Source organism: Anaerovorax sp. IOR16 (genome assembly GCF_017168145.1).
GTDB lineage: Bacteria > Bacillota > Clostridia > Peptostreptococcales > Anaerovoracaceae > IOR16.
The window spans coordinates 39,032-56,568 of record NZ_JADQTL010000011.1 but is presented as its reverse complement, the minus strand read 5'-3'; the positions used below and the strand labels follow the sequence as shown (position 1 = coordinate 56,568).

Annotated in this window: 32 protein-coding genes and 1 pseudogene; 6 read left to right on the top strand and 27 right to left on the bottom strand. The window is 37.2% G+C overall.

Going from position 1 to position 17,537, the window contains the following annotated elements:
- Positions 1–7: 7 nt before the first annotated feature.
- The 22 genes from I2490_RS14110 to I2490_RS14010 form a co-directional block, all read right to left on the bottom strand.
- Positions 8–1,384 carry a terminase large subunit domain-containing protein gene (locus I2490_RS14110; RefSeq protein WP_206460414.1) on the bottom strand — a complete coding sequence of 459 codons (1,377 nt, stop codon included), beginning with the start codon at positions 1,382–1,384 and terminating at the stop codon, positions 8–10.
- Positions 1,385–1,386: 2 nt separating this feature from the next.
- Positions 1,387–1,875 carry a helix-turn-helix transcriptional regulator gene (locus I2490_RS14105; RefSeq protein WP_206460413.1) on the bottom strand — a complete coding sequence of 163 codons (489 nt, stop codon included), beginning with the start codon at positions 1,873–1,875 and terminating at the stop codon, positions 1,387–1,389.
- A 179-nt stretch (positions 1,876–2,054) separates the two neighbouring features.
- Entirely contained in the window at positions 2,055–2,357 is a 303-nt protein-coding gene (locus tag I2490_RS14100; protein ID WP_206460412.1) for a hypothetical protein, read from the bottom strand.
- A 111-nt stretch (positions 2,358–2,468) separates the two neighbouring features.
- Positions 2,469–2,876: a hypothetical protein gene (locus I2490_RS14095; protein WP_206460411.1), complete on the bottom strand. Its 408-nt coding sequence runs from the start codon at positions 2,874–2,876 to the stop codon at positions 2,469–2,471.
- Positions 2,877–2,896: 20 nt separating this feature from the next.
- Entirely contained in the window at positions 2,897–3,745 is an 849-nt protein-coding gene (locus I2490_RS14090; protein ID WP_206460410.1) for a rolling circle replication-associated protein, read from the bottom strand.
- 166 nt (positions 3,746–3,911) lie between these two features.
- On the bottom strand, positions 3,912–4,136 hold the full coding sequence (locus I2490_RS14085; RefSeq protein ID WP_206460409.1) for a YdbC family protein: 225 nt from the start codon (positions 4,134–4,136) through the stop codon (positions 3,912–3,914).
- A gap of 11 nt (positions 4,137–4,147) precedes the next feature.
- Positions 4,148–4,360, bottom strand: coding sequence for a hypothetical protein (locus I2490_RS14080; protein WP_245157210.1), 213 nt, complete (start codon positions 4,358–4,360; stop codon positions 4,148–4,150).
- Positions 4,341–4,559, bottom strand: a complete 219-nt coding sequence (locus tag I2490_RS14075; protein ID WP_206460408.1) for a hypothetical protein — start codon at positions 4,557–4,559, stop codon at positions 4,341–4,343. The genes I2490_RS14080 and I2490_RS14075 overlap by 20 nt, the downstream gene beginning before the upstream one ends.
- A 15-nt stretch (positions 4,560–4,574) precedes the next feature.
- On the bottom strand, positions 4,575–4,715 hold the full coding sequence (locus tag I2490_RS14070; protein WP_206460407.1) for a hypothetical protein: 141 nt from the start codon (positions 4,713–4,715) through the stop codon (positions 4,575–4,577).
- Entirely contained in the window at positions 4,708–5,115 is a 408-nt protein-coding gene (locus I2490_RS14065; protein WP_206460406.1) for a hypothetical protein, read from the bottom strand. Before I2490_RS14065 ends, I2490_RS14070 begins: the two co-directional genes overlap by 8 nt.
- Complete coding sequence (locus I2490_RS14060; RefSeq protein ID WP_206460405.1) at positions 5,108–5,467, bottom strand: HNH endonuclease; 360 nt, start codon at positions 5,465–5,467, stop codon at positions 5,108–5,110. The genes I2490_RS14065 and I2490_RS14060 overlap by 8 nt, the downstream gene beginning before the upstream one ends.
- On the bottom strand, positions 5,460–5,918 hold the full coding sequence (locus tag I2490_RS14055) for a hypothetical protein (protein WP_206460404.1): 459 nt from the start codon (positions 5,916–5,918) through the stop codon (positions 5,460–5,462). Before I2490_RS14055 ends, I2490_RS14060 begins: the two co-directional genes overlap by 8 nt.
- 13 nt (positions 5,919–5,931) lie before the next feature.
- Entirely contained in the window at positions 5,932–6,819 is an 888-nt protein-coding gene (locus I2490_RS14050; protein WP_206460403.1) for a radical SAM protein, read from the bottom strand.
- Between the two features lie 3 nt (positions 6,820–6,822).
- Positions 6,823–7,572 (bottom strand): phosphoadenosine phosphosulfate reductase family protein, encoded by a 750-nt coding sequence (locus tag I2490_RS14045; RefSeq protein ID WP_206460402.1) that lies wholly within the window; start codon positions 7,570–7,572, stop codon positions 6,823–6,825.
- A gap of 78 nt (positions 7,573–7,650) precedes the next feature.
- Positions 7,651–8,310 carry a hypothetical protein gene (locus I2490_RS17035; protein WP_330634675.1) on the bottom strand — a complete coding sequence of 220 codons (660 nt, stop codon included), beginning with the start codon at positions 8,308–8,310 and terminating at the stop codon, positions 7,651–7,653.
- A 59-nt stretch (positions 8,311–8,369) separates the two neighbouring features.
- Positions 8,370–9,020, bottom strand: coding sequence for a DNA cytosine methyltransferase (locus I2490_RS17030; protein WP_330634674.1), 651 nt, complete (start codon positions 9,018–9,020; stop codon positions 8,370–8,372).
- Between the two features lie 173 nt (positions 9,021–9,193).
- A complete protein-coding gene (locus I2490_RS14035; RefSeq protein WP_206460401.1) occupies positions 9,194–9,511 on the bottom strand; it encodes a DUF4406 domain-containing protein in 318 nt (105 codons plus the stop codon).
- Positions 9,508–9,669, bottom strand: a complete 162-nt coding sequence (locus I2490_RS14030; RefSeq protein WP_206460400.1) for a hypothetical protein — start codon at positions 9,667–9,669, stop codon at positions 9,508–9,510. Before I2490_RS14030 ends, I2490_RS14035 begins: the two co-directional genes overlap by 4 nt.
- Complete coding sequence (locus I2490_RS14025) at positions 9,666–10,070, bottom strand: hypothetical protein (RefSeq protein WP_206460399.1); 405 nt, start codon at positions 10,068–10,070, stop codon at positions 9,666–9,668. The genes I2490_RS14030 and I2490_RS14025 overlap by 4 nt, the downstream gene beginning before the upstream one ends.
- Before the next feature lies 1 nt (position 10,071).
- Positions 10,072–10,443, bottom strand: a complete 372-nt coding sequence (locus tag I2490_RS14020) for a rolling circle replication-associated protein (RefSeq protein ID WP_206460398.1) — start codon at positions 10,441–10,443, stop codon at positions 10,072–10,074.
- A 12-nt stretch (positions 10,444–10,455) separates the two neighbouring features.
- Positions 10,456–10,836 (bottom strand): hypothetical protein, encoded by a 381-nt coding sequence (locus I2490_RS14015; RefSeq protein WP_206460397.1) that lies wholly within the window; start codon positions 10,834–10,836, stop codon positions 10,456–10,458.
- Positions 10,833–10,991 carry a DUF6906 family protein gene (locus I2490_RS14010; protein ID WP_206460396.1) on the bottom strand — a complete coding sequence of 53 codons (159 nt, stop codon included), beginning with the start codon at positions 10,989–10,991 and terminating at the stop codon, positions 10,833–10,835. Before I2490_RS14010 ends, I2490_RS14015 begins: the two co-directional genes overlap by 4 nt.
- 85 nt (positions 10,992–11,076) lie before the next feature.
- Here I2490_RS14010 and I2490_RS14005 point away from each other — a divergent pair, with 85 nt between their 5' ends.
- Positions 11,077–11,262, top strand: a complete 186-nt coding sequence (locus I2490_RS14005; RefSeq protein WP_206460395.1) for a hypothetical protein — start codon at positions 11,077–11,079, stop codon at positions 11,260–11,262.
- An 18-nt stretch (positions 11,263–11,280) separates the two neighbouring features.
- On the opposite strand, the gene I2490_RS14000 is transcribed toward I2490_RS14005, so the two are convergent.
- Genes I2490_RS14000 through I2490_RS13990 form a run of 3 tightly spaced genes read right to left on the bottom strand, consistent with a single transcriptional unit; the run spans position 11,281 to position 12,973 of the window.
- Positions 11,281–11,982: a hypothetical protein gene (locus I2490_RS14000; protein ID WP_206460394.1), complete on the bottom strand. Its 702-nt coding sequence runs from the start codon at positions 11,980–11,982 to the stop codon at positions 11,281–11,283.
- A 19-nt stretch (positions 11,983–12,001) separates the two neighbouring features.
- On the bottom strand, positions 12,002–12,241 hold the full coding sequence (locus I2490_RS13995; RefSeq protein ID WP_206460393.1) for a helix-turn-helix domain-containing protein: 240 nt from the start codon (positions 12,239–12,241) through the stop codon (positions 12,002–12,004).
- Between the two features lie 12 nt (positions 12,242–12,253).
- Positions 12,254–12,973, bottom strand: a complete 720-nt coding sequence (locus I2490_RS13990; protein ID WP_206460392.1) for an ORF6C domain-containing protein — start codon at positions 12,971–12,973, stop codon at positions 12,254–12,256.
- Between the two features lie 90 nt (positions 12,974–13,063).
- On the opposite strand from I2490_RS13990, the gene I2490_RS13985 reads away from it, so the two are divergent.
- On the top strand, positions 13,064–13,309 hold the full coding sequence (locus I2490_RS13985; protein WP_206460391.1) for a hypothetical protein: 246 nt from the start codon (positions 13,064–13,066) through the stop codon (positions 13,307–13,309).
- Here the strand turns inward: I2490_RS13985 and I2490_RS13980 are convergent.
- Positions 13,287–13,460, bottom strand: coding sequence for a hypothetical protein (locus I2490_RS13980; RefSeq protein WP_245157209.1), 174 nt, complete (start codon positions 13,458–13,460; stop codon positions 13,287–13,289). The two genes, I2490_RS13985 and I2490_RS13980, sit on opposite strands and share 23 nt — an antisense overlap.
- A gap of 16 nt (positions 13,461–13,476) precedes the next feature.
- Complete coding sequence (locus tag I2490_RS13975) at positions 13,477–13,689, bottom strand: helix-turn-helix domain-containing protein (protein ID WP_206460389.1); 213 nt, start codon at positions 13,687–13,689, stop codon at positions 13,477–13,479.
- 230 nt (positions 13,690–13,919) lie between these two features.
- Here I2490_RS13975 and I2490_RS13970 point away from each other — a divergent pair, with 230 nt between their 5' ends.
- The 4 genes and pseudogenes from I2490_RS13970 (at position 13,920) to I2490_RS13955 (ending at position 17,510) form a co-directional block, all read left to right on the top strand.
- Positions 13,920–14,336 carry a helix-turn-helix domain-containing protein gene (locus I2490_RS13970; protein WP_206460388.1) on the top strand — a complete coding sequence of 139 codons (417 nt, stop codon included), beginning with the start codon at positions 13,920–13,922 and terminating at the stop codon, positions 14,334–14,336.
- A gap of 26 nt (positions 14,337–14,362) precedes the next feature.
- Positions 14,363–14,785 (top strand): ImmA/IrrE family metallo-endopeptidase, encoded by a 423-nt coding sequence (locus I2490_RS13965; RefSeq protein WP_206460387.1) that lies wholly within the window; start codon positions 14,363–14,365, stop codon positions 14,783–14,785.
- Positions 14,786–14,849: 64 nt separating this feature from the next.
- Positions 14,850–15,935 (top strand): tyrosine-type recombinase/integrase, encoded by a 1,086-nt coding sequence (locus tag I2490_RS13960; RefSeq protein WP_206460386.1) that lies wholly within the window; start codon positions 14,850–14,852, stop codon positions 15,933–15,935.
- A gap of 211 nt (positions 15,936–16,146) precedes the next feature.
- Positions 16,147–17,510, top strand: a pseudogene (locus I2490_RS13955) (IS1182 family transposase).
- Positions 17,511–17,537: the final 27 nt, after the last annotated feature.

Sequence of the window (17,537 nt, the reverse complement as noted above, 5' to 3'; positions counted from 1 at the left end):
TACCTCCTTAAAATAATTTATTTGGGAGCTTCCCTCCGAGACTCTTTATCATCTTGTCTCGTTTTTGTTCGGATAAAGGCTTTTCTTTCTTTGTGTTTGGATATCTTAACTTCATGCTGCAAAAATACCTTAGCGCATCGTTAATATGTGTTACTTCATGAGGTTGTAACGCACAGTCATTCGGGTTCTTTTCGTCTCTTTGTATCTGCGGAAGATACTTTATGAGATAAGTGCAATTAGAAAATATTCTTAGCTTTGAAGTCTTGATTTCTTCCCCTGTAATTTCATCCTTAGAATCAATTACTTTAATCCAGTCTTTCACCGCATACCATCCATTCACACGATTATTTTTAGACTTTGTTAAACGCACCCCATTTTTATTAAAGGTATCCGACGCTCTTAACCCTGTGTCTTGTCTTCTTCCCCACAAGTCAGGTGGTGCATATGTATATTTGATTTCATCCTTTAGGTTTAATTGTTTGATTCTTTTTGCAGCGGATGCAATAATGTGATCCGGTTCATGGAGTTCTCTGTAAACATAAACATTTTCTTGTGGATCAACTGCAAACCAAAGGCAGGCCAGCATATCCAGTCCATAATCTATGGAGCGGTATTTTATCCAGTGTTTCGGTATGACAAAAGGTTCGACCACATGAATATCTCGTTTATACTCTCCGAAGTATTGGCCGGTGAATATATCCCAATCGCCATCGAGGAATGCTTTTCTTTCCGCTTCCGGTAGATTCTCTAGTCTTCTGACGTATTTTGGATCATTTTTCATCAATATGTCGTTATCGTAAACTTTTGCCGGAATGAATGCACGTTTATTTCCCGTTACCGGATCAGTTATAATCTTTTTTCCGTATCCTGTCGGCTCAATGTAGTCTTCTTTTACCCAAGTGTGACCAATTCCACCCGGATTACACGTGCCTCTGAATGTTGGCTTAAATCCTTTCGGAGAACGTAAGCAAGAAAGAAGTATCTGAATGCTGCGTTTTTCATGTTTTGTTAGCTCGTCAACTCCGATCCAATCCATAGAGCGCCCTTGGTATCCCTCTGCATCTTGAAAGTTTCTAATATACCGGAATTTCATAACGGTGCCGTTTTTTAGCGTTGCGGTATGTTTTCCCTCGTTGTACTTGTATAATTCTTTCGGGACCTTCTCTTTCCACTCTCTTATGATATTTGCCTCTAAATCGTCGTATGTCTCTCTAAAAAGATACATTTCGGCACCAGCATTTTCTAACCCGTACGCCAGCCCTTCCATAACTAAGCCGCAAGATTTTCCTCCGCCTTTTGCACCACCATAAACCGCTTCATCGGCGGAACATTTATGGAATTCACCCTGTCTTGCGTTTGGTGTGTACTTTATGTTAATTTCCATGACTATTCCTTTTCCGGCCTTGGAATTCCAAAGTTAACAGAAAGCGGCTCTCCGTCTTTTCCTCCCATTTCGACGTCTCTTTTATCTTTCCATATGTCCGGTTTTCTGTTTTTAAGCCAAAAGATAATTGATGTTGTATCCGCCGGAACATGAACCTCATCAAAACCTTCTTTTAGTTCCTCGATTTCTTCAACTTTTCGGCCGGTATTTTTATCAAAAATGGTTTTTTTACACTTGAACGTCTTTTTTATCGGCACATTGTACCCTTGTGTCTTTTTAAAAAGAGAGCTCTCCACCTTTGCGTCTGCTTGCTCCTTATTTGTTTTTAAGGCTGCCGAAAGTGCCGAATGCTTTTTAACGTATTCTCGGAATGTGGAATAGGCTATATTTAATTTGCTCGCAATGTCTTTATCTATCATTCCTTCTCTTGCCCATGATGATATTTCATCAATCTTTGGTTCTACTTGTGTTTCGTATTTTGTTTTCGCCACTTCGGTTCCTCCTTTCTTTTTTCCACAAGTCCCCGCCTCTGCCTCTCATTATGGATTATTTAACCCGTTGGCATCCACCAACCCTTTGTAAGTGATGAAACAACGATATAAAAAAACAGCAAGCCGTATTGCTTACTGTTTCTATGCTATTACTTTATCAAATTATTACTACCCCGTGGTCACCCTTTTTTATTTGGATGAATCAATTGGCTGTAATCCGTCCAGTTATCGTCACAGAATCGGCAATCAAGGATTCGTGGTTCAATTTCGTCATAATCCTTTTTATTGAAAAGTCCCTTTACCTTAACGACAACATGGTTATCCGTTGCGTTGACTATCAAAACATGGGTTTCACAGAAATGATAGTTTGGGATATGTTTTATTGTTTCTCCGAAAGCAATCATTCCGTTTGATACAGTTCTTTCCTCCATAATAGGCGCTGTCCTTATCGCTTCTTTTCCGATTAATTCCTTTGCATTCATTTATTTTTCTCCTTTCAATTTTGAGTATTAACTCCAAATACCACAATTTATATTAAATATCTTTACTTTAACCCGAATCACCAAATACCACAGGGAATGCGCAAACCTTTTTTATGCGTCTTTCTTTATATCTAACAGGCTAAAGAAATTGCGCCTTGCTTTATAGAATTTCTTTTTTCCCGCTGGCATCCTCATAATGTCTCTTAGGTAATAGTACCCAACGTCTTGTGTTACGTTTGTTATGAGGTATTGATAAATTTCTGCATCCGCTTCAATTGCTGTCTGTTCTATTATTTCACATTTCCTCTGCAATTCCGCTCTCCTAATCGCAATGTTACCAGTCGAGTCTGATTTCTTACCGCCTCTTGGCATTCCATCCATACTGCCGCCACGAAGAGCGTCAGTATTATATTTTAACTCGTCCCGCCATTCGGGGTATTGTCTGCAAAAATTATGCAGCTCTCTATAGCGGTATTTGCTTATGCTAAATTGCTCTAGCTTTAGATCCCATCTTCTCATTGTTTTTATCCTCCCCTCTTTTAGCAACACAAATAATCCGATTCGTTGATCGGTATCTCTATTTGTTTTTCTCTGTTCTTTCGCAACCAACCGTCGAAGCATATCCCTTGTTTAATCTTTTTGCCTCTGCCCCATTTCTTAATTCGCGGCTCTTCTTCCATCGACACCATCACATACTCCAAATAAGGTCTTCCCGTGAAAATTTGTTCCCCTCTGTAAATAGAGTCTTGGTCTATGTAATATCCTTTAAGCGGGCTTGGATCATTCCAAAGCATTCTTCCGGAAACTTCTTCCTTGTTCGTTATCGGACGTTCAATGCTCCGGCTGCAATTATATCTTCTCTTGCTTACTGCGTCTGTTTTTCTAAAAGTCTTAGACGTTTCTTTGATGAGATAGTTGGCTAGCTTACGATAGTCTCCCGTATCATCAAGATATGTTGGTCTAATAAACCCATACTTCCAAAGCTTAGCGATTTCAAAAATTTCCACGCCGCCGGTACATACCATGTGATGGTGAATTCTTTTATTTTCGTATTCTGTAGCCGTCACCCATTTTAAAATGATTCCGTATTTCTTGTATAGCTTGGCCAGGTCCCGCTTAAATTTCTCTAGGTGTTTTTTTGCATCTTCTTTTGATGGTTCTTTTCCGGCATATGTAAGGACGATATGTAAATCTCCGTTTTTAAAATTATGATTAATTATGATACCTAGCTTTTGAGCTGCATATTTTTCATTTAGCTTTTCCACTTCTTCCGTGGTTGGATTTTTCCTCTCACTTCTCGTTTCTCCTGGAGCTCTCTTTGCTCTTTTACCGGATACCTTTACGAAGATGGTATTTCCAGCCACTGTTAGATATCTCATTACACCCATTTTAAAAATCTCCTTACGCATTATTAATATCTCTACCAAGATTTAACTGCTCTCAATCGAGCTCGTCCACTTGCCATATATAATAGTAGATAAAATTTCTTTCCCGATAGGTATGCCTGCATGGTTTTTCATGCAGGCTTTTCCTTCTTATATATAATGTAGGGTTTTAATTTAAATTTATTTCATTTAGTGCTTTCTTAAGAGCAACAGCTTCTTCTTTTGTTAAGGTGATTCCCTTGCTCATTTTGGAGTGATCTTCCGACCATTCCCGGATATCAAGTTTTTGTTCTCCGTCGTTCCAGCTTACAAGGTTTAATTCCTTTTTCCATCCGGATTTTTCGTTTCGGCTTAATGTCCCGAATGAGTCGATTATTTTATATGTTACTGCCATTGTTGGCCTCCTTACTTAAATTCTCTTCCCGACTTTTTATCCTTTAGTTTGATCCTTCCGGCAAGCTCAAAACCAGCTAGGTTAATGATGTACTTTATGTTTTCGATTAGTTTATGCACTTTCTTTTCAACCGCAGCGTCGCTTTTAATCATTGGTTTTAATGCTTTATACGCTGTAAGATCTTTGCATCCGCTGGCGTTGAGTTTAACGTTTTCCATCTTCATATTCTCGCCCTTCCGCTTTCCCGTAAGCAACTCCTAATCTAGCGCACCTTTCTTTTGCATATTTTTCCATGGCTTGTCTTTGTTCTTCCGTTTTATAGAAAGAGCATTCCTTCCCCTTGCACACTTTAACTTTTTTATTATCTAGCGCTATACAAATATCGCCTTTGGCCGCAAAGCACGTTTTATCTAAATTTTTCATATGTAATCTTCCTTTCTATAAGATTTTCCATATTGCCTTTATTGTTGATCTGTACATTCTTGATAACCAATTTGCTTCTCTTTCGGCTATTATTTTTTCTAACCGGTCAATTCTTCGCTCTAGCTTCCGGATCTGTTTTGCTCTTCGTTCACTCATTTCGTTCACCCTCCTTTGGTTCGTGGTCGTATGCAATCCACCCTCGGCAATAATACATTGCGTTTAACCTTTCCCCCTCGAAGACAACGAATGGATAATCTACTGTTGGATTACATAACTTTAATACAAGCCATTCACTTGGTTTTTTAATCGAACATGAGCTCGAAAAATATACAACATACACCGGCTTGCCCTCACGTTCCCTTAGCTGCTCCAATGTTAATGCCTTCGGATTCTCTCGTTCTGATTTTTCTTGTAATGCTTCAATCGCCAAATCTAATGAATTAATATCATTTTCTAAAACATTTCTTTGTTCTTCTGTGGCCGCGGTTCCGAACCAACTTAAACTTACGCTAGATAACACTTTTAAAGCATCTATTGCTTTCTTAATATCATTCATTCTTCTCACACCTTTCAAAGTAAAACACCCCATCAAACGGTATCAATTTTACAATCCCAAAATCTAAACCGACCTTTGTGATATAATCCTTCGCTATCCGCTCATGCAAAGTTTTTATGTAGTCACGGAAACCCTCCAAATCAAGCGAACGTTTATAATGATTGCACCGCCTACAACTTGGATTCAAGTTGTCTAAATCATCTAAGTTTTTTCCTTCAATCAGTGCTTCCATGTATTCGCGCTGTGGTCTAATATGATCCACCTGCATATCTTCATATGCTATTTCTTTTCCGCAATAGGCACAATGACCGCCGTACTTCTCATAAACTAAGAGCCTGTCTTTTTTATTCATTCTCGCCCTCCTTCAACGCCGCTTCGGCAGCTTCGTACGAAAGGAATACGGTTTTGCCGAAATCAGATGCGTTACACCAAATGTCATATTGTCTTGTTGGCTCAGAAAAATAAAATTCTTCTCCCGTTCTTGTTATGGCGTATTGTAGCATTACACCCTCAACAATTAACGTCTCTCCGTTCATGAGCGTAATGATTTTATACACCGTATCCCCAACCTTACACGGCAGCAGAGGGCGAAGACCGCTGTCTACTTCTTGTTTGAGTTGCGATAACTCTTCCGGCGTTCCGATGCCCGTGTACCTTTTTAGTATTCGAAAGAATTTTAATATTTCTTTCATTTCGTCATACGCTTCCATGTTGATGTCTTTCGAACCATACTCTCTCATGTAATTCCATGCTTCTTCTTGATTCCTATATAACTTATCGTAGAATTTATTTAATCTTTCCATTACTCTATCCTCCTTAACCGATCCGATGGTCGTAATCCTCAAATCGGTCTATCGTCTTAAAAATGATTTTATTATTAACCCATCGTTGCAAGTACCTTGTACGCTTTGGCGCATGAGGTTTGTCATAGATCATTACATATGGATCAAAGCCTAAGTCTCTTAAGGTGTATATCCGGTGTAAATCTTGATCATGTGTACTGCCGAAATTAGCTAGGACATATACACCCTTTTTACGGCTATCTTTAATTTTCGAAAATTTATTAAATCTCTGAAAATCGTCTGTCAAATCATCTTTTGGATTATCCCACGCAAAATGCAGTATTTTGGTTTTGATTTTATTGAGTAGGCTCACATTATCCTTGGTTATGAGACGTATATCTAAGCCTTGTGTAAAATCTACCCATGCGCCACTTTTAGAGAGCTGCTTTAATAAGTTTTCGTGGTCTTGGCAAGCGAGTAAATTTGGATCAAGCAGTTTGATTTCTTTTTGGTTTGTCCAAAACTCTGATAAGTCAGCAAGTTTTATCGAGCGTAACCCCTCTTTTTTACCTACGATACAAAACTTACACCCTCTAGGGCATCCCCTTGTTAAAAATCCATATGCCGTATCTGTAATGCCATATAAAGAGTAATCCGGATATATATTCTCTATCTCATCCGGTAAGTGATTGTTCAAACCGTATCCGGTGCCGCCCCTTATAATCTGATCCGCATTTATACAAAACTCATTATCTTTGGTATATGTACTATCAAATACTTTGCTTTGGTAAACAACGTCGTAGTGTTTTAAGCCGTTCCACCACTCTACATGGTCGCCTTTTGCTTTGTGATATGCTGATATTTTCATAAGTGCGAGATTCGGGAAGTTATGACTATCAACATCAATCAATGCTATATTCATTGGTTACCTCCCTAACCACCAATTCATTACTTCTTCCGGTGTTTTCCAATCTGTTTTTAAGCCTGCTTCCATTCTTATTTTCAGCATTCTATCGAACGCTCTTAAATAGGCTTGTTTAAATTTAGGGTACCTTTCTAGCTCTTCCGCTGCTTTGGCACTCATAGGGCAACCAATACAGCCTAGCCTTGTGTATCCTTGGTCGTAAAGTTCGCAGTACGGAAGATGGTATGTATAGATAAATTCCCAAACGTCTTCATCTTCCCAGTCAATGATTGGATTCAATATGTGTTTGCCCTTCGTTGGACAAACGTGTGCCATTTCTTCATGTGCCGGGTTATCCGGATCATCTATTATTCTGTTGCCTCTACCTTTATAGGCGTTAAGTTCAAGACCAGCTCTGTCATTTTTTCTTCTTACACTTTCCGCCCATCTTACGCCAGTGACTACAAATCTACCGTTTCCGCCACCCTCTTTTAATGATTCACAGCAATATCTTACAATCCTCGTTGGTGGCATTTTCTTTTTTGGTATTAAGTTCCACATTGTAATCTGTGTACCGTCTTTATGCCTTGCTTTTTCGAATACAACGTCTTTATGATGCACTCGGATGAAGTTTATTAATTCCGGCGGATCGACCGTAGTTACATTGTAATGAGCGTCATATTTAGCGCCCGCCATATCTGCTAATGCTTTTATTACAATGCTGTCTTTCCCACCGCTAAAGGCGAGGTAATACCCCCCCCTCGGGCTCAAACGTTCGAAGTCTATCTATTGCGACTTCTACTTTGTTTTTGCCATATATGTTTAATTGGTTTAACATTGGTTGCCTCCCTAAATTGCTATATCACTCTGCAGATCGCTCATTTTCTTGTATTCCTTTCCACAGAGTTCCGGTTGGTTTGCTTTTACAAGTGCCTCTGACATTATAGGGGAGACGCTATTACCTATTTTCGCAACCTGCTCTTTTACCGGATATTTTTTCATCTCCGAATCATGATCGATAATGTAACTCTTAGAAAAACCTTGCGCAAGTTTTAATTCCTCAGGCTTTAACATCCGCATCCAAATATCGACAATCCTATACGGTTCTCCTGCAATCATCACAGTAATCAGTCCAAATCTATCTTTTGTAACAATCGTTCCGAGAGGTTTGTTCACTTCCTGTCCAGTTCCGGCTCCATAATATTTTATAAGAAACGCTGATACTAACCCGAAATGTCCAGGACTTGTTGTAATCGTGTGCAACGGTTCATTGACCAGTTGTCCGGTTCCACTTTTATAAAATTTTGTAATGAACGCTGTTACAAGACCGTACCTATTGCTTGTATCGAGTGTTTTAATTGGCTCGTCCACTGTCTGTCCTCTAACTTCATGTTTTTGCCTTTCGCTATGATATTGAATTAAGAATGGTGCTGCAATTGTATCATCAAGGAAAAATGGTTTAGGATTCCGAATGATAAATTTTTCAATTCCTCTTGCAATCCGATTCATGGTGTTCTCTACCAAAGGTTTCTTTCTTCTAAAAATTGATTTTCCCAAATCACTCCAATCTAAGACACTCGAAACCGGAACCCATTCTCTAACCCATTTTTACCATCCCGATCATGTGTAATCTTTGGCCATACAATTGGTTTTTTATCTGATCTAAAGATTGCATACCATCGTTTTCTAGTAGTTGGAGCTCCGTAATCTGCTGCAACAAGTTCCCTACTCTCAAACTGAAATCCAAGACTGCACATACTCCGAATAAATTTTCTATAATCTTCTCCCTGTCGTTCTTTGATTGGATACCCGTTCTTATCTAACGGACCCCAAGACTGTATTTCTTCCACATTTTCCATCATTAAAATTTCTGGCGGTTTTCCTGTAATATCAATAATCTGTTTGCAAAGTCTATATACAGCCCAAGGCAATATCCTTAGTCCTGATTTTCTAGGTTGACTACCTTTAGCCTTACTATGGCTTGTACAGTCCGGCGATGCCCACATAAATGCTACAGTATCATTTGATTTTAAGTATTTATGTAAATCAACCTTGAATATATCCTCAGTTAAATGCAATGTATTCGGATGATTGATCTTGTGCATTCGGATCGCTTGAGGATCATGGTTTATAGCAATATCTACTTTTTGTTTTAAAGCTTTCTCAATTCCTTCACTCGCTCCGCCACCTCCGGCAAAGCAATCTATAATGTATTTCATATTACCTCCGTCGTCACGAAGGCCCCTAGGGTTTAAAGCGCTACCTTTTATTTTTTACATTGACATTTGTAAAATTTTAGTGATATAATTTAAACGAGCTTTATAATAAGCTCCGAATTTAAGACATTGAGTTAGATTTTTTTCAACGAACCGCCTGTTGCAGCAGGCGGTTTTTACTTTTGTTTGGTGTAGTTTCCGTCTTTGTAAAAGTAAATGTCCTTATTGTTTTTAAAAGCATGTCCATATTCAACCTGTGCTCCTTTACTGCTTGTCCAGTTGTCCAGCATAACTACTGTGTCACATCTATTTACTGCTGATAGACATATTTCCATGTAATCTTCCCACGCGAAGCCCTCGGGTAAGCAAAGAGGGTTGAATGGTGTTGCTTGTTTTTCTTCTAGGTCCTTTTCAACTTCTCCAAACTTTTTAATAGCTTCGATTCTCGAAATCCCTGTTATCCGTCCTGCTATGTATACTTTTTTACCTTTCATTTGTCCTCCTTTTGTTGAAACTCGAAATATCCTCCGAGATATGTAAACGTTATCATTACAATTCCAGCTCCTAGGCTGTAGAGTGGTTTTTCTTCCGCAAAACAGAAGAAGAGAAAAGCTGCCATTCCGGCTATGTATCCATATATTTTTCTTTTCACAGCTTGTCCTCCTTTAACTTCTTTTTTAGTTCCATGACTTCTTTTGTTAGCTTGTCGCCTATTCGTTCCCTGCCCATTTTATAGGCACGTGTGGCTTGCATTTGCTTGTCTTGGATCAGAACGGCCAATGTGTGTTGCTGTGTTTCTTTGATTCTCTTATTGTCCGGTATTCTAACTTCTACCCTTGGAATCTCTTCTTTTTTTCTTTGTATAGCTTCAGCTCTACGTCTTTTTATTTCCGCTTCTTTTTCCTCTTCTCTTTTCTTCCACTCCGGAGAACCTACGTCACATGGAACGTTTTTATTACACTCTCCGGAACTTAAGTCTGTATGTACGCACCATATGTCTTTTTTGGCGCAATATATAGCTCCTTCCTTGCGCATTATTTCTTTTCTGTCCATGTCAAACCTCCGCTTCGTGTTTAAGCAAATAGTTTGCCATTCTGTTACTGCAATCTGCTCCGTCAATAATGGTCGTCATGGCAAATCCATTCTTCCAAAGTTTTTTGATTTCAAAATCTTCCGCCCCAACCGTACATAAAACATGATGATGAATTCTTTTATTTTCAAAACTATCTTTAGCAAGCCATTTCAAATTAATTTCTTTTGTTTTATACAGCTTTCTTAAATCTTTGATGAATTTTTCAATGTGTTTTTTCGCTTCTTCTCCGGAAGGTTCTTTTTCGTATGTTAGTGTGATATGAAGAATACCATTTTTAAAATTCTTCTCGATGGCGACTGCTAACCTTTCCGCTGCATTATGCTTGATTTTCAATTTCTTACCTCCTTACACGATTTCATCGGTATGGTTCTTACCGATCATTGATTTCCATATTTCCCGCGCTTGCTTTTTGCTTACTCCGGATTCTATTAGCTTTGCTTCGTATTCAAGCTGATACTTTAGTTGCCACTCTTTTTTTCGTTCAATCCATATCTGTTCCTTTTGTGCATGCCATCCTCCGTGGCAATTTTTGCAAAGATTTACTTGGAACCCCATATCTATAGATATCTGCCTACTTGATCCGCCGAACACCTCATGGCACTCTGCGTTATTTGTTTTGCAGTAATAACAATATCTATATGGTTTGTTTTTATATCCGTTCTGCTTCTTGTGCTTCTTTTTTGTTATTGGCTTTGGGATTCCGCAGCTCTTATAGTAGTCATTCACTTTACGCCCTCCGGAATAGTTCTTTTCCGTCCTGTGTGTCTATGTGAAATAGTCAGCTTGTCCGATTCATTTTTTAATACTAACCAATTCAAAGGATTAAGTTTCCACTTTGCAATAAGTTTCTTCTGTTTTAAGGTTGGTTTCTTTCCGTGCATCTAACTCTCCTTTCTCCTTGTTAGAGCCTAACAATTGTGCTAGTATTTCTTTGTAAAGGGGCTTGTACATAAAGGAGCAAATTTTATGGAAAAAATCAATAACCCTGATATAGTTGCCGCTCTGTTAGCCGCTAGTGTAACCAGTAAGGTGGATTACACAGCAGGCAAAAAGGACGACTCCGGAAATTGTGATCTTATCGCTCACAACTCAGTAGAAATATTTAAAAGTATCTTTAGGGAAATTAATAACCTTAACCATGATTTAAAATAATTTAAAGCCCCTTTACGTTTACGAATCTATATTTTTCAAAGTTGTCAAAACCCCAGCAAACATTTCTTTGAGATTTGACAGAGTGTGCAATGGCGCTTCGTCCAAGTTTTCGTGATTTTTAATTTTATTAAATTCTTTTTCCAATTCATCCATGATCTGAGCATTAATGCTTTTGTTATTTCCCATTGACGTTTCCCGACTATGAATTTCGTCCCATGCTTTTTTTCTCATTGATAAAAATTCAAGTTCTTCTAAATTAGCTTTTTGCCGCTCTGCTAGCCCCACTATAAGGGCGGCAATTTCGCTTGGATTTTCTGTAATTTTAATTTCCATTCTCTCTTTCGCCTTATCTTCAAAAACCATTTCGCCGTTAATAATTTCTGGAGCATGTTCTTCGCAATAGAAAGTAGTTCCAAACAGTTCTCCCTCGTTTTCAAAGAGTTCTTGCAAATCCGCTTGGATTTCTTTCCCACAAACAGGGCATTTCGTAAATACATTTTCGTCTGTAATGCTTATTACAATCTCAGAACCGTTATTTAATTTACGTCTGACGAAAAAATTAGAACCTTCATCTAAACATTCCTCGTAAGACAATGCCTGTCCGCAATGTTGACAGTGGTTTTGATATCTTTGGAGAAGTGTATTACCACAAGACGGGCAAACACTACTACTACAATCCACCGTTATAGATTTATTTCTTTCTTCTAAAACTTTTTTCATTGATATCCTCCTTTTTTAACTACACGACTGCGCTTTTTTCTTCGTCTGAAAACTTCAAAATCTGAAATAATCGTCTTAATTCTCTCCGGCTGAATTTATCGGGGTCAGCTAGCTTGTAATAAAATGTTCTCGGATTAATCCCTAATCTTTCGGCCACATCTGCTTTATTGTCATAACCTAAAACAGACATCTTTTCCGCAACCTTCCCTCGAAGCTGCTTGTCTTGCATGATTTCAGGATGTTCTTTTAGTTTTGGCATATACAGCCCCCCTTACATAGCCACCTGTTGGTTTAACTGTTCAACCCGTTGCATTAATACCAACGGCATCTTGTAATTTCTGATAATGTTTATGGCTACATCGGCTTGATTCCGTTTAATCGCCTTATAAGACGTTACATCGAACTCTCTTTTGAGTTGGTGGTAAATATCCGAATAAACTCTGCCACGAAGCGACTTGTCATTGTACGCACCGGATTTCTTACCACCCATGCAAGCAACACCTTTTGTCTTGACCGCATTCGTGATTCGGTCGCATTCGACCCCGAAAATCGGCATTTCTGTTTTAAACTTTTGAAGGTCCTCGTTGACAGCTTCGATTTTTTCATCTTGCTCTTCTAAGGCTCCCAAGAACAAAGCAACTTCTTCTCTTTTGGTCTGCGGGATTTTATACGAACCTTGTTTTCTAACAGATGGTAAAACTTCATCAAATACCCAACTTTCAAATTTTTCCGCGGTCGGTAACTTACTATTTACGATGAGCCGGTACAGGTCGCCCTCGGTGATAAAATTAACAGCTTGCTCTCTTCCAAGGCTATCTATGATACCCTGTTTTAGGGTAGCACCCTTGCAATGTGCGTTTACTGCATTGTGTGGCTTTGCATAACCTAATGCCTTAGCAACATCACTTCCACAAAATAACGGTTTCCCATCTTCTTCTAAAGTTCTAACTTGTCCAAATTCTTGGTTCTCGAAAATTTTTAAGTTATTCATATGTACTCCTTTCTTTTTATTTTCCAAATTGTGTTATAATCTCCTTAATCAGCTACGCCATGCTGAAATGTGATGAAAGGAGATATACAAATGATTAAAGTATATGCTTGTTTAATTGGTAAATGGGTTTGCTTGAATGACGATCCTGAATGTGTAGTAAGCGATAACCATCAAAAACCTTATTTTTGGTGGGAAGAAGGCGCTCCTATTTATTCTCCGACAATCCGTGATAAAGAACTCGAACATAGTTTTTATGGACTTGACTACGTCAATTTGCATTACAAAGGAAAAGACTACCGAATCAATCCTATGTTTATCCAAATTGTGACCGAATAAGTTCTTTTACTTTTTCTTTATCAGTGAGCTGGATATCATTTTCTAGCTCACGCTTTTTCATCTCAAAAGCTCTATCAACAGAGGTTTTTACTTTTACCCAATCTCTATAAGAAATCCCTTGCAATTTCTCAATTGCCTCATATGCATCCATAACTTTCACTCCCTCCTTATGTATTTGCGTTTTCTTCATCTGCATCTATACCGAGATAGTTGCATATTTTTTGCTTAGATTGTACGCTGTACATACGTCCAGAAAGAATATTCCTAACATATTGATAAGAAAGTCCTATAGCATTAGCTAGCTCTTTTTGGGTTATTCCTAATGAAATCATTTTCTTTCTAGAAGCTATAATCCAATCTGGAAATATTTTTTTTCTCACTTTTTCACCTCCACATCTGTATTTTACTTGACAATTGTAGAGTAGTTATATATTATGAAATTGTCGGAAATCAAAATATGTAAACACTCTACAATCGCTTTCTTTCAAGGTTAACATTTTAGCCGTGATTGGTTTTTTGTTGCCTTGAATAACTACATGATAACTCTACATTTGTAGATTGTCAATGCTTTTTCTAAACTTTTTGTAGAGTATTTAGAAAGGGTATAACTATGGGTGACTTAAATACTAGAATTTTCAACACTTTGGTGAATAAAAAATTAAAAGCTAAAGATATGGCAGCATTTATAGGAACAACGGAAGGTGTTGTAAGCGCTTGGAAAAAACGTGGCACGGATCCAAAGGCTATTTATGTAAAAAAAATAGCCGAATTTTTAGAGGTGTCAGAAGACTATTTATTAACTGGAAAAGAAAACACAAGAACAATTTCAGGAAAAGAAAAAATTGATATCGCAAAAGAAGTATCATTACTTTTAGATGGACTTAACGCGGACAATTCGCTTATGTTTGATGGAGAAGAAATTGATGATACAACAAGAGTTTTATTAGAGAAGTCGCTTCAAAGCACATTAGAAACTGCAAGAATCATTGCAAAAGAAAAATATACGCCGAAAAAATTTAAAAAATAGTTTTTTAACAGAATTGAGGGATCGAATTGGAATTACAAAAGGTAAAGTCTCTTGTAAAGGCTTATAAAACAGCTGACCCTTTCGAACTTTGCGATTATTTGAATATTAACGTGACATATCATGATCTTGGCAATATTAGAGGTTATTATACAAAGCAAAGACGAAGTAAATTTATTGTTTTAAATCTATCGTTAGAGGATTATTTGAAGAAAATAGTATGCGCTCACGAACTAGGGCATGCAGTTATGCACCCTGGTTTAAATACTCCATTTAATTTATCGAACACATTTTTTTCAAAGGATAAATACGAAGTGCAGGCAAATAAGTTTTCTGCTTATCTAATACTGGAGCAATTCGATAAAAATGAATTTAACAATGAAAGCTTATGCCATATTTCTTGCGTTACTGGTATACCAATTTATTATCTTGGTATTCTCCACTTAAATTAAATATAAAAAAACAAAACGCCCCGGCAGCCACCAGAGCGAATGTTCTAGAAAGGAGGTATTAAAAATGGCAAAAGCTAAAAAATTGCCGTCAGGCTCATGGCGCGTACAAGTATATAGCCATACCGAAAACGGTAAAAGAATATATGAATCATTTACTGCTGACGAAAAGAAAGAAGCGGAATATTTAGCTGCTGAGTTTGCACGAAATAAGCAACGTAGATCAAAACCTGCCGATTGGACCGTTGGTGAAGCGATTGATAAGTATATTGCTAGCATAGATGGAATTAGATCACCTACCACTATGCAAGGGTATAAAGCGATTAGAAAAAATAATCTACAAGAATTTATGAATGTTAAGTTAAAAGATGTAACTCAAGAGAAACTCCAAGAGCACATCAATCAAGAGTCTAAAAAAATATCACCAAGGACTAAAAAAAAATTATCCCCAAAAACAATATCAAATATCCACGGTCTTATCTCTGCGGCATTAACAATGTATCATCCTTCGTTGAACATTAAAACATCATTACCAGCAAAACAAAAGAAATTAATTGAACTTCCAACAGCGGAAGAAATGATTGATATAATTATAGGAACAAACATTGAATTGCCTTGTCTATTGGCTATGTGGATGAGTTATAGCATGTCAGAAATACGCGGAATCAAAACATCTGCTATATCTAAAGACGGAATGATATCGATAAAAGAAGTGATAGTCGATGTGAACGGTAAGGCAATTTCTAAAAACGAAACAAAAGCATATAACAGAACTAGAAAATCTCGGCTTCATAGATATTTATTTGATTTAATAAAAAAACAAGAATCGTACATTGCCTATCAAAATACAGGGATTGATGATTATTTAATAAAAATGAGCAGGCAACAAATATACGATCGGTTCATCTTACTGCAAGAGAAAGCCAGAATTAATCCGACAATTAGTTTCCATAAATTAAGACACTTAAATGCATCGGTTATGCTTATGCTTGGAGTGCCAGATAAATACGCTATGGAACGTGGCGGCTGGGCTACTGATTACACTATGAAAAATGTATATCAACATACTTTCTCAAAAGAAAGACAAGCTGTAGATAACAAAATAGATAACTATTTCAACGAAATAATGCAACGCAAAATGCAACACGAATAATTTATAACGTTTAAATTTCAATATATTTGTTATTTTTATTATGGGTTCGAGTCCCATGTCCTCCGCCAAAATGAGAACCGTTATTAATAACGGTTCCAGACTGTAGACAAGGATATCTCTATCTTTGCCTACAGTTTTTTTTACATAATGCAATACATTTTATTGTATTTATGGTAAAATATATGTATAAATACATGGAGGTATTTGCTTTATGATGGGTAAGAAAGATTTATTAGGTCGTGATCAATTTCAAATGGTAACCTTGAATTCTCTTGTTCCACAAGATCATATTATTCGTAAGATAGATACTGCGATTAATCTCTCTTTCATTTATGACCTTGTAAAAGATTTGTATTCTGATGTGGGAAAAGAAAGCATCGATCCTGTTGTCTTAATTAAAATTACCCTCATTCAATATACCTTTGGTATTCGATCCATGAGACAGACCATTAAAGAAATTCAAACGAATGTAGCTTATCGATGGTATCTTGGTTATAGTTTAGAGGAAGAAATTCCTCACTTTTCTACCTTTGGTAAAAACTACTCTCGTCGGTTTCAAAATACTGACTTATTCGAACAAATCTTTCAAAGAGTCATTGCTGAAATTATGGAATATGAATTCATTAATTCAGAAAGCATTTTCATTGACGGTACACATATTAAAGCAAGTGCAAATAACCATAACAGTGAAAAAGAAACCGTTTTGGAATCCGTTAAATACTATGAAAAAGAACTAATGAAAGAAATTAACGAAGATCGCATTGAACGAGGAAAACAAGCTTGTAAAAAAAAACGGAAGCCAAAGAAAAGACAAAAGTAATCAAGAAAAGTACCGTAGATCCGGATTGCGGCGTATTTCATAAAGGAAAGCATAAGGTAGTATTTGCTTATGCTGCAAATGTAGCTTGCGATCGAAACAATTACATACTTGCTTTTCATACAAATCCAGGAAATGTACATGACTCAGTTGCATTCCCAAAGATTTATGAAAAAGTAAAAAGATATAAAGGTGTAAAAAATATTGTAATGGATTCCGGATATAAAACACCTGCAATTGCTAGAGAAATACTCAAAGATAAACGAATTCCTATCCTACCATACAAACGACCTATGACAAAAAATGGTTATTTTAAAAAACACGAATATGCTTATGATGAATACTATGATTGCTTTGTATGCCCAGAAAACCAAGTGTTAAACTATACTACAACAAATAGAGAAGGGTATCGGGAATATAAGAGTAAAGGAGAAATTTGCAAGAGTTGCCCTTCCTTATCAGAATGCACAGCAAGTAAAGACCATGTAAAAGTAGTCACACGTCATATATGGGAAAACTACATAGAGCAATGTGAGGACATTCGTCATACTCCAAAGTATCGAGATCTTTACAAACTACGGAGTCAAACCATTGAGCGAGTCTTTGCAGATGCAAAAGAAAAACATAATATGCGTTATACACAATATCGAGGGATTCAGAAGATAGAAATGGAACTGAATCTTCTTTTTGCGTCCATGAATCTAAAAAAACTAGCAACATGGATTCATAAATCTGAAAGAAGGAATCAAATGGCATAGAGATATCCTTTTATTTTTTCTTTTTTT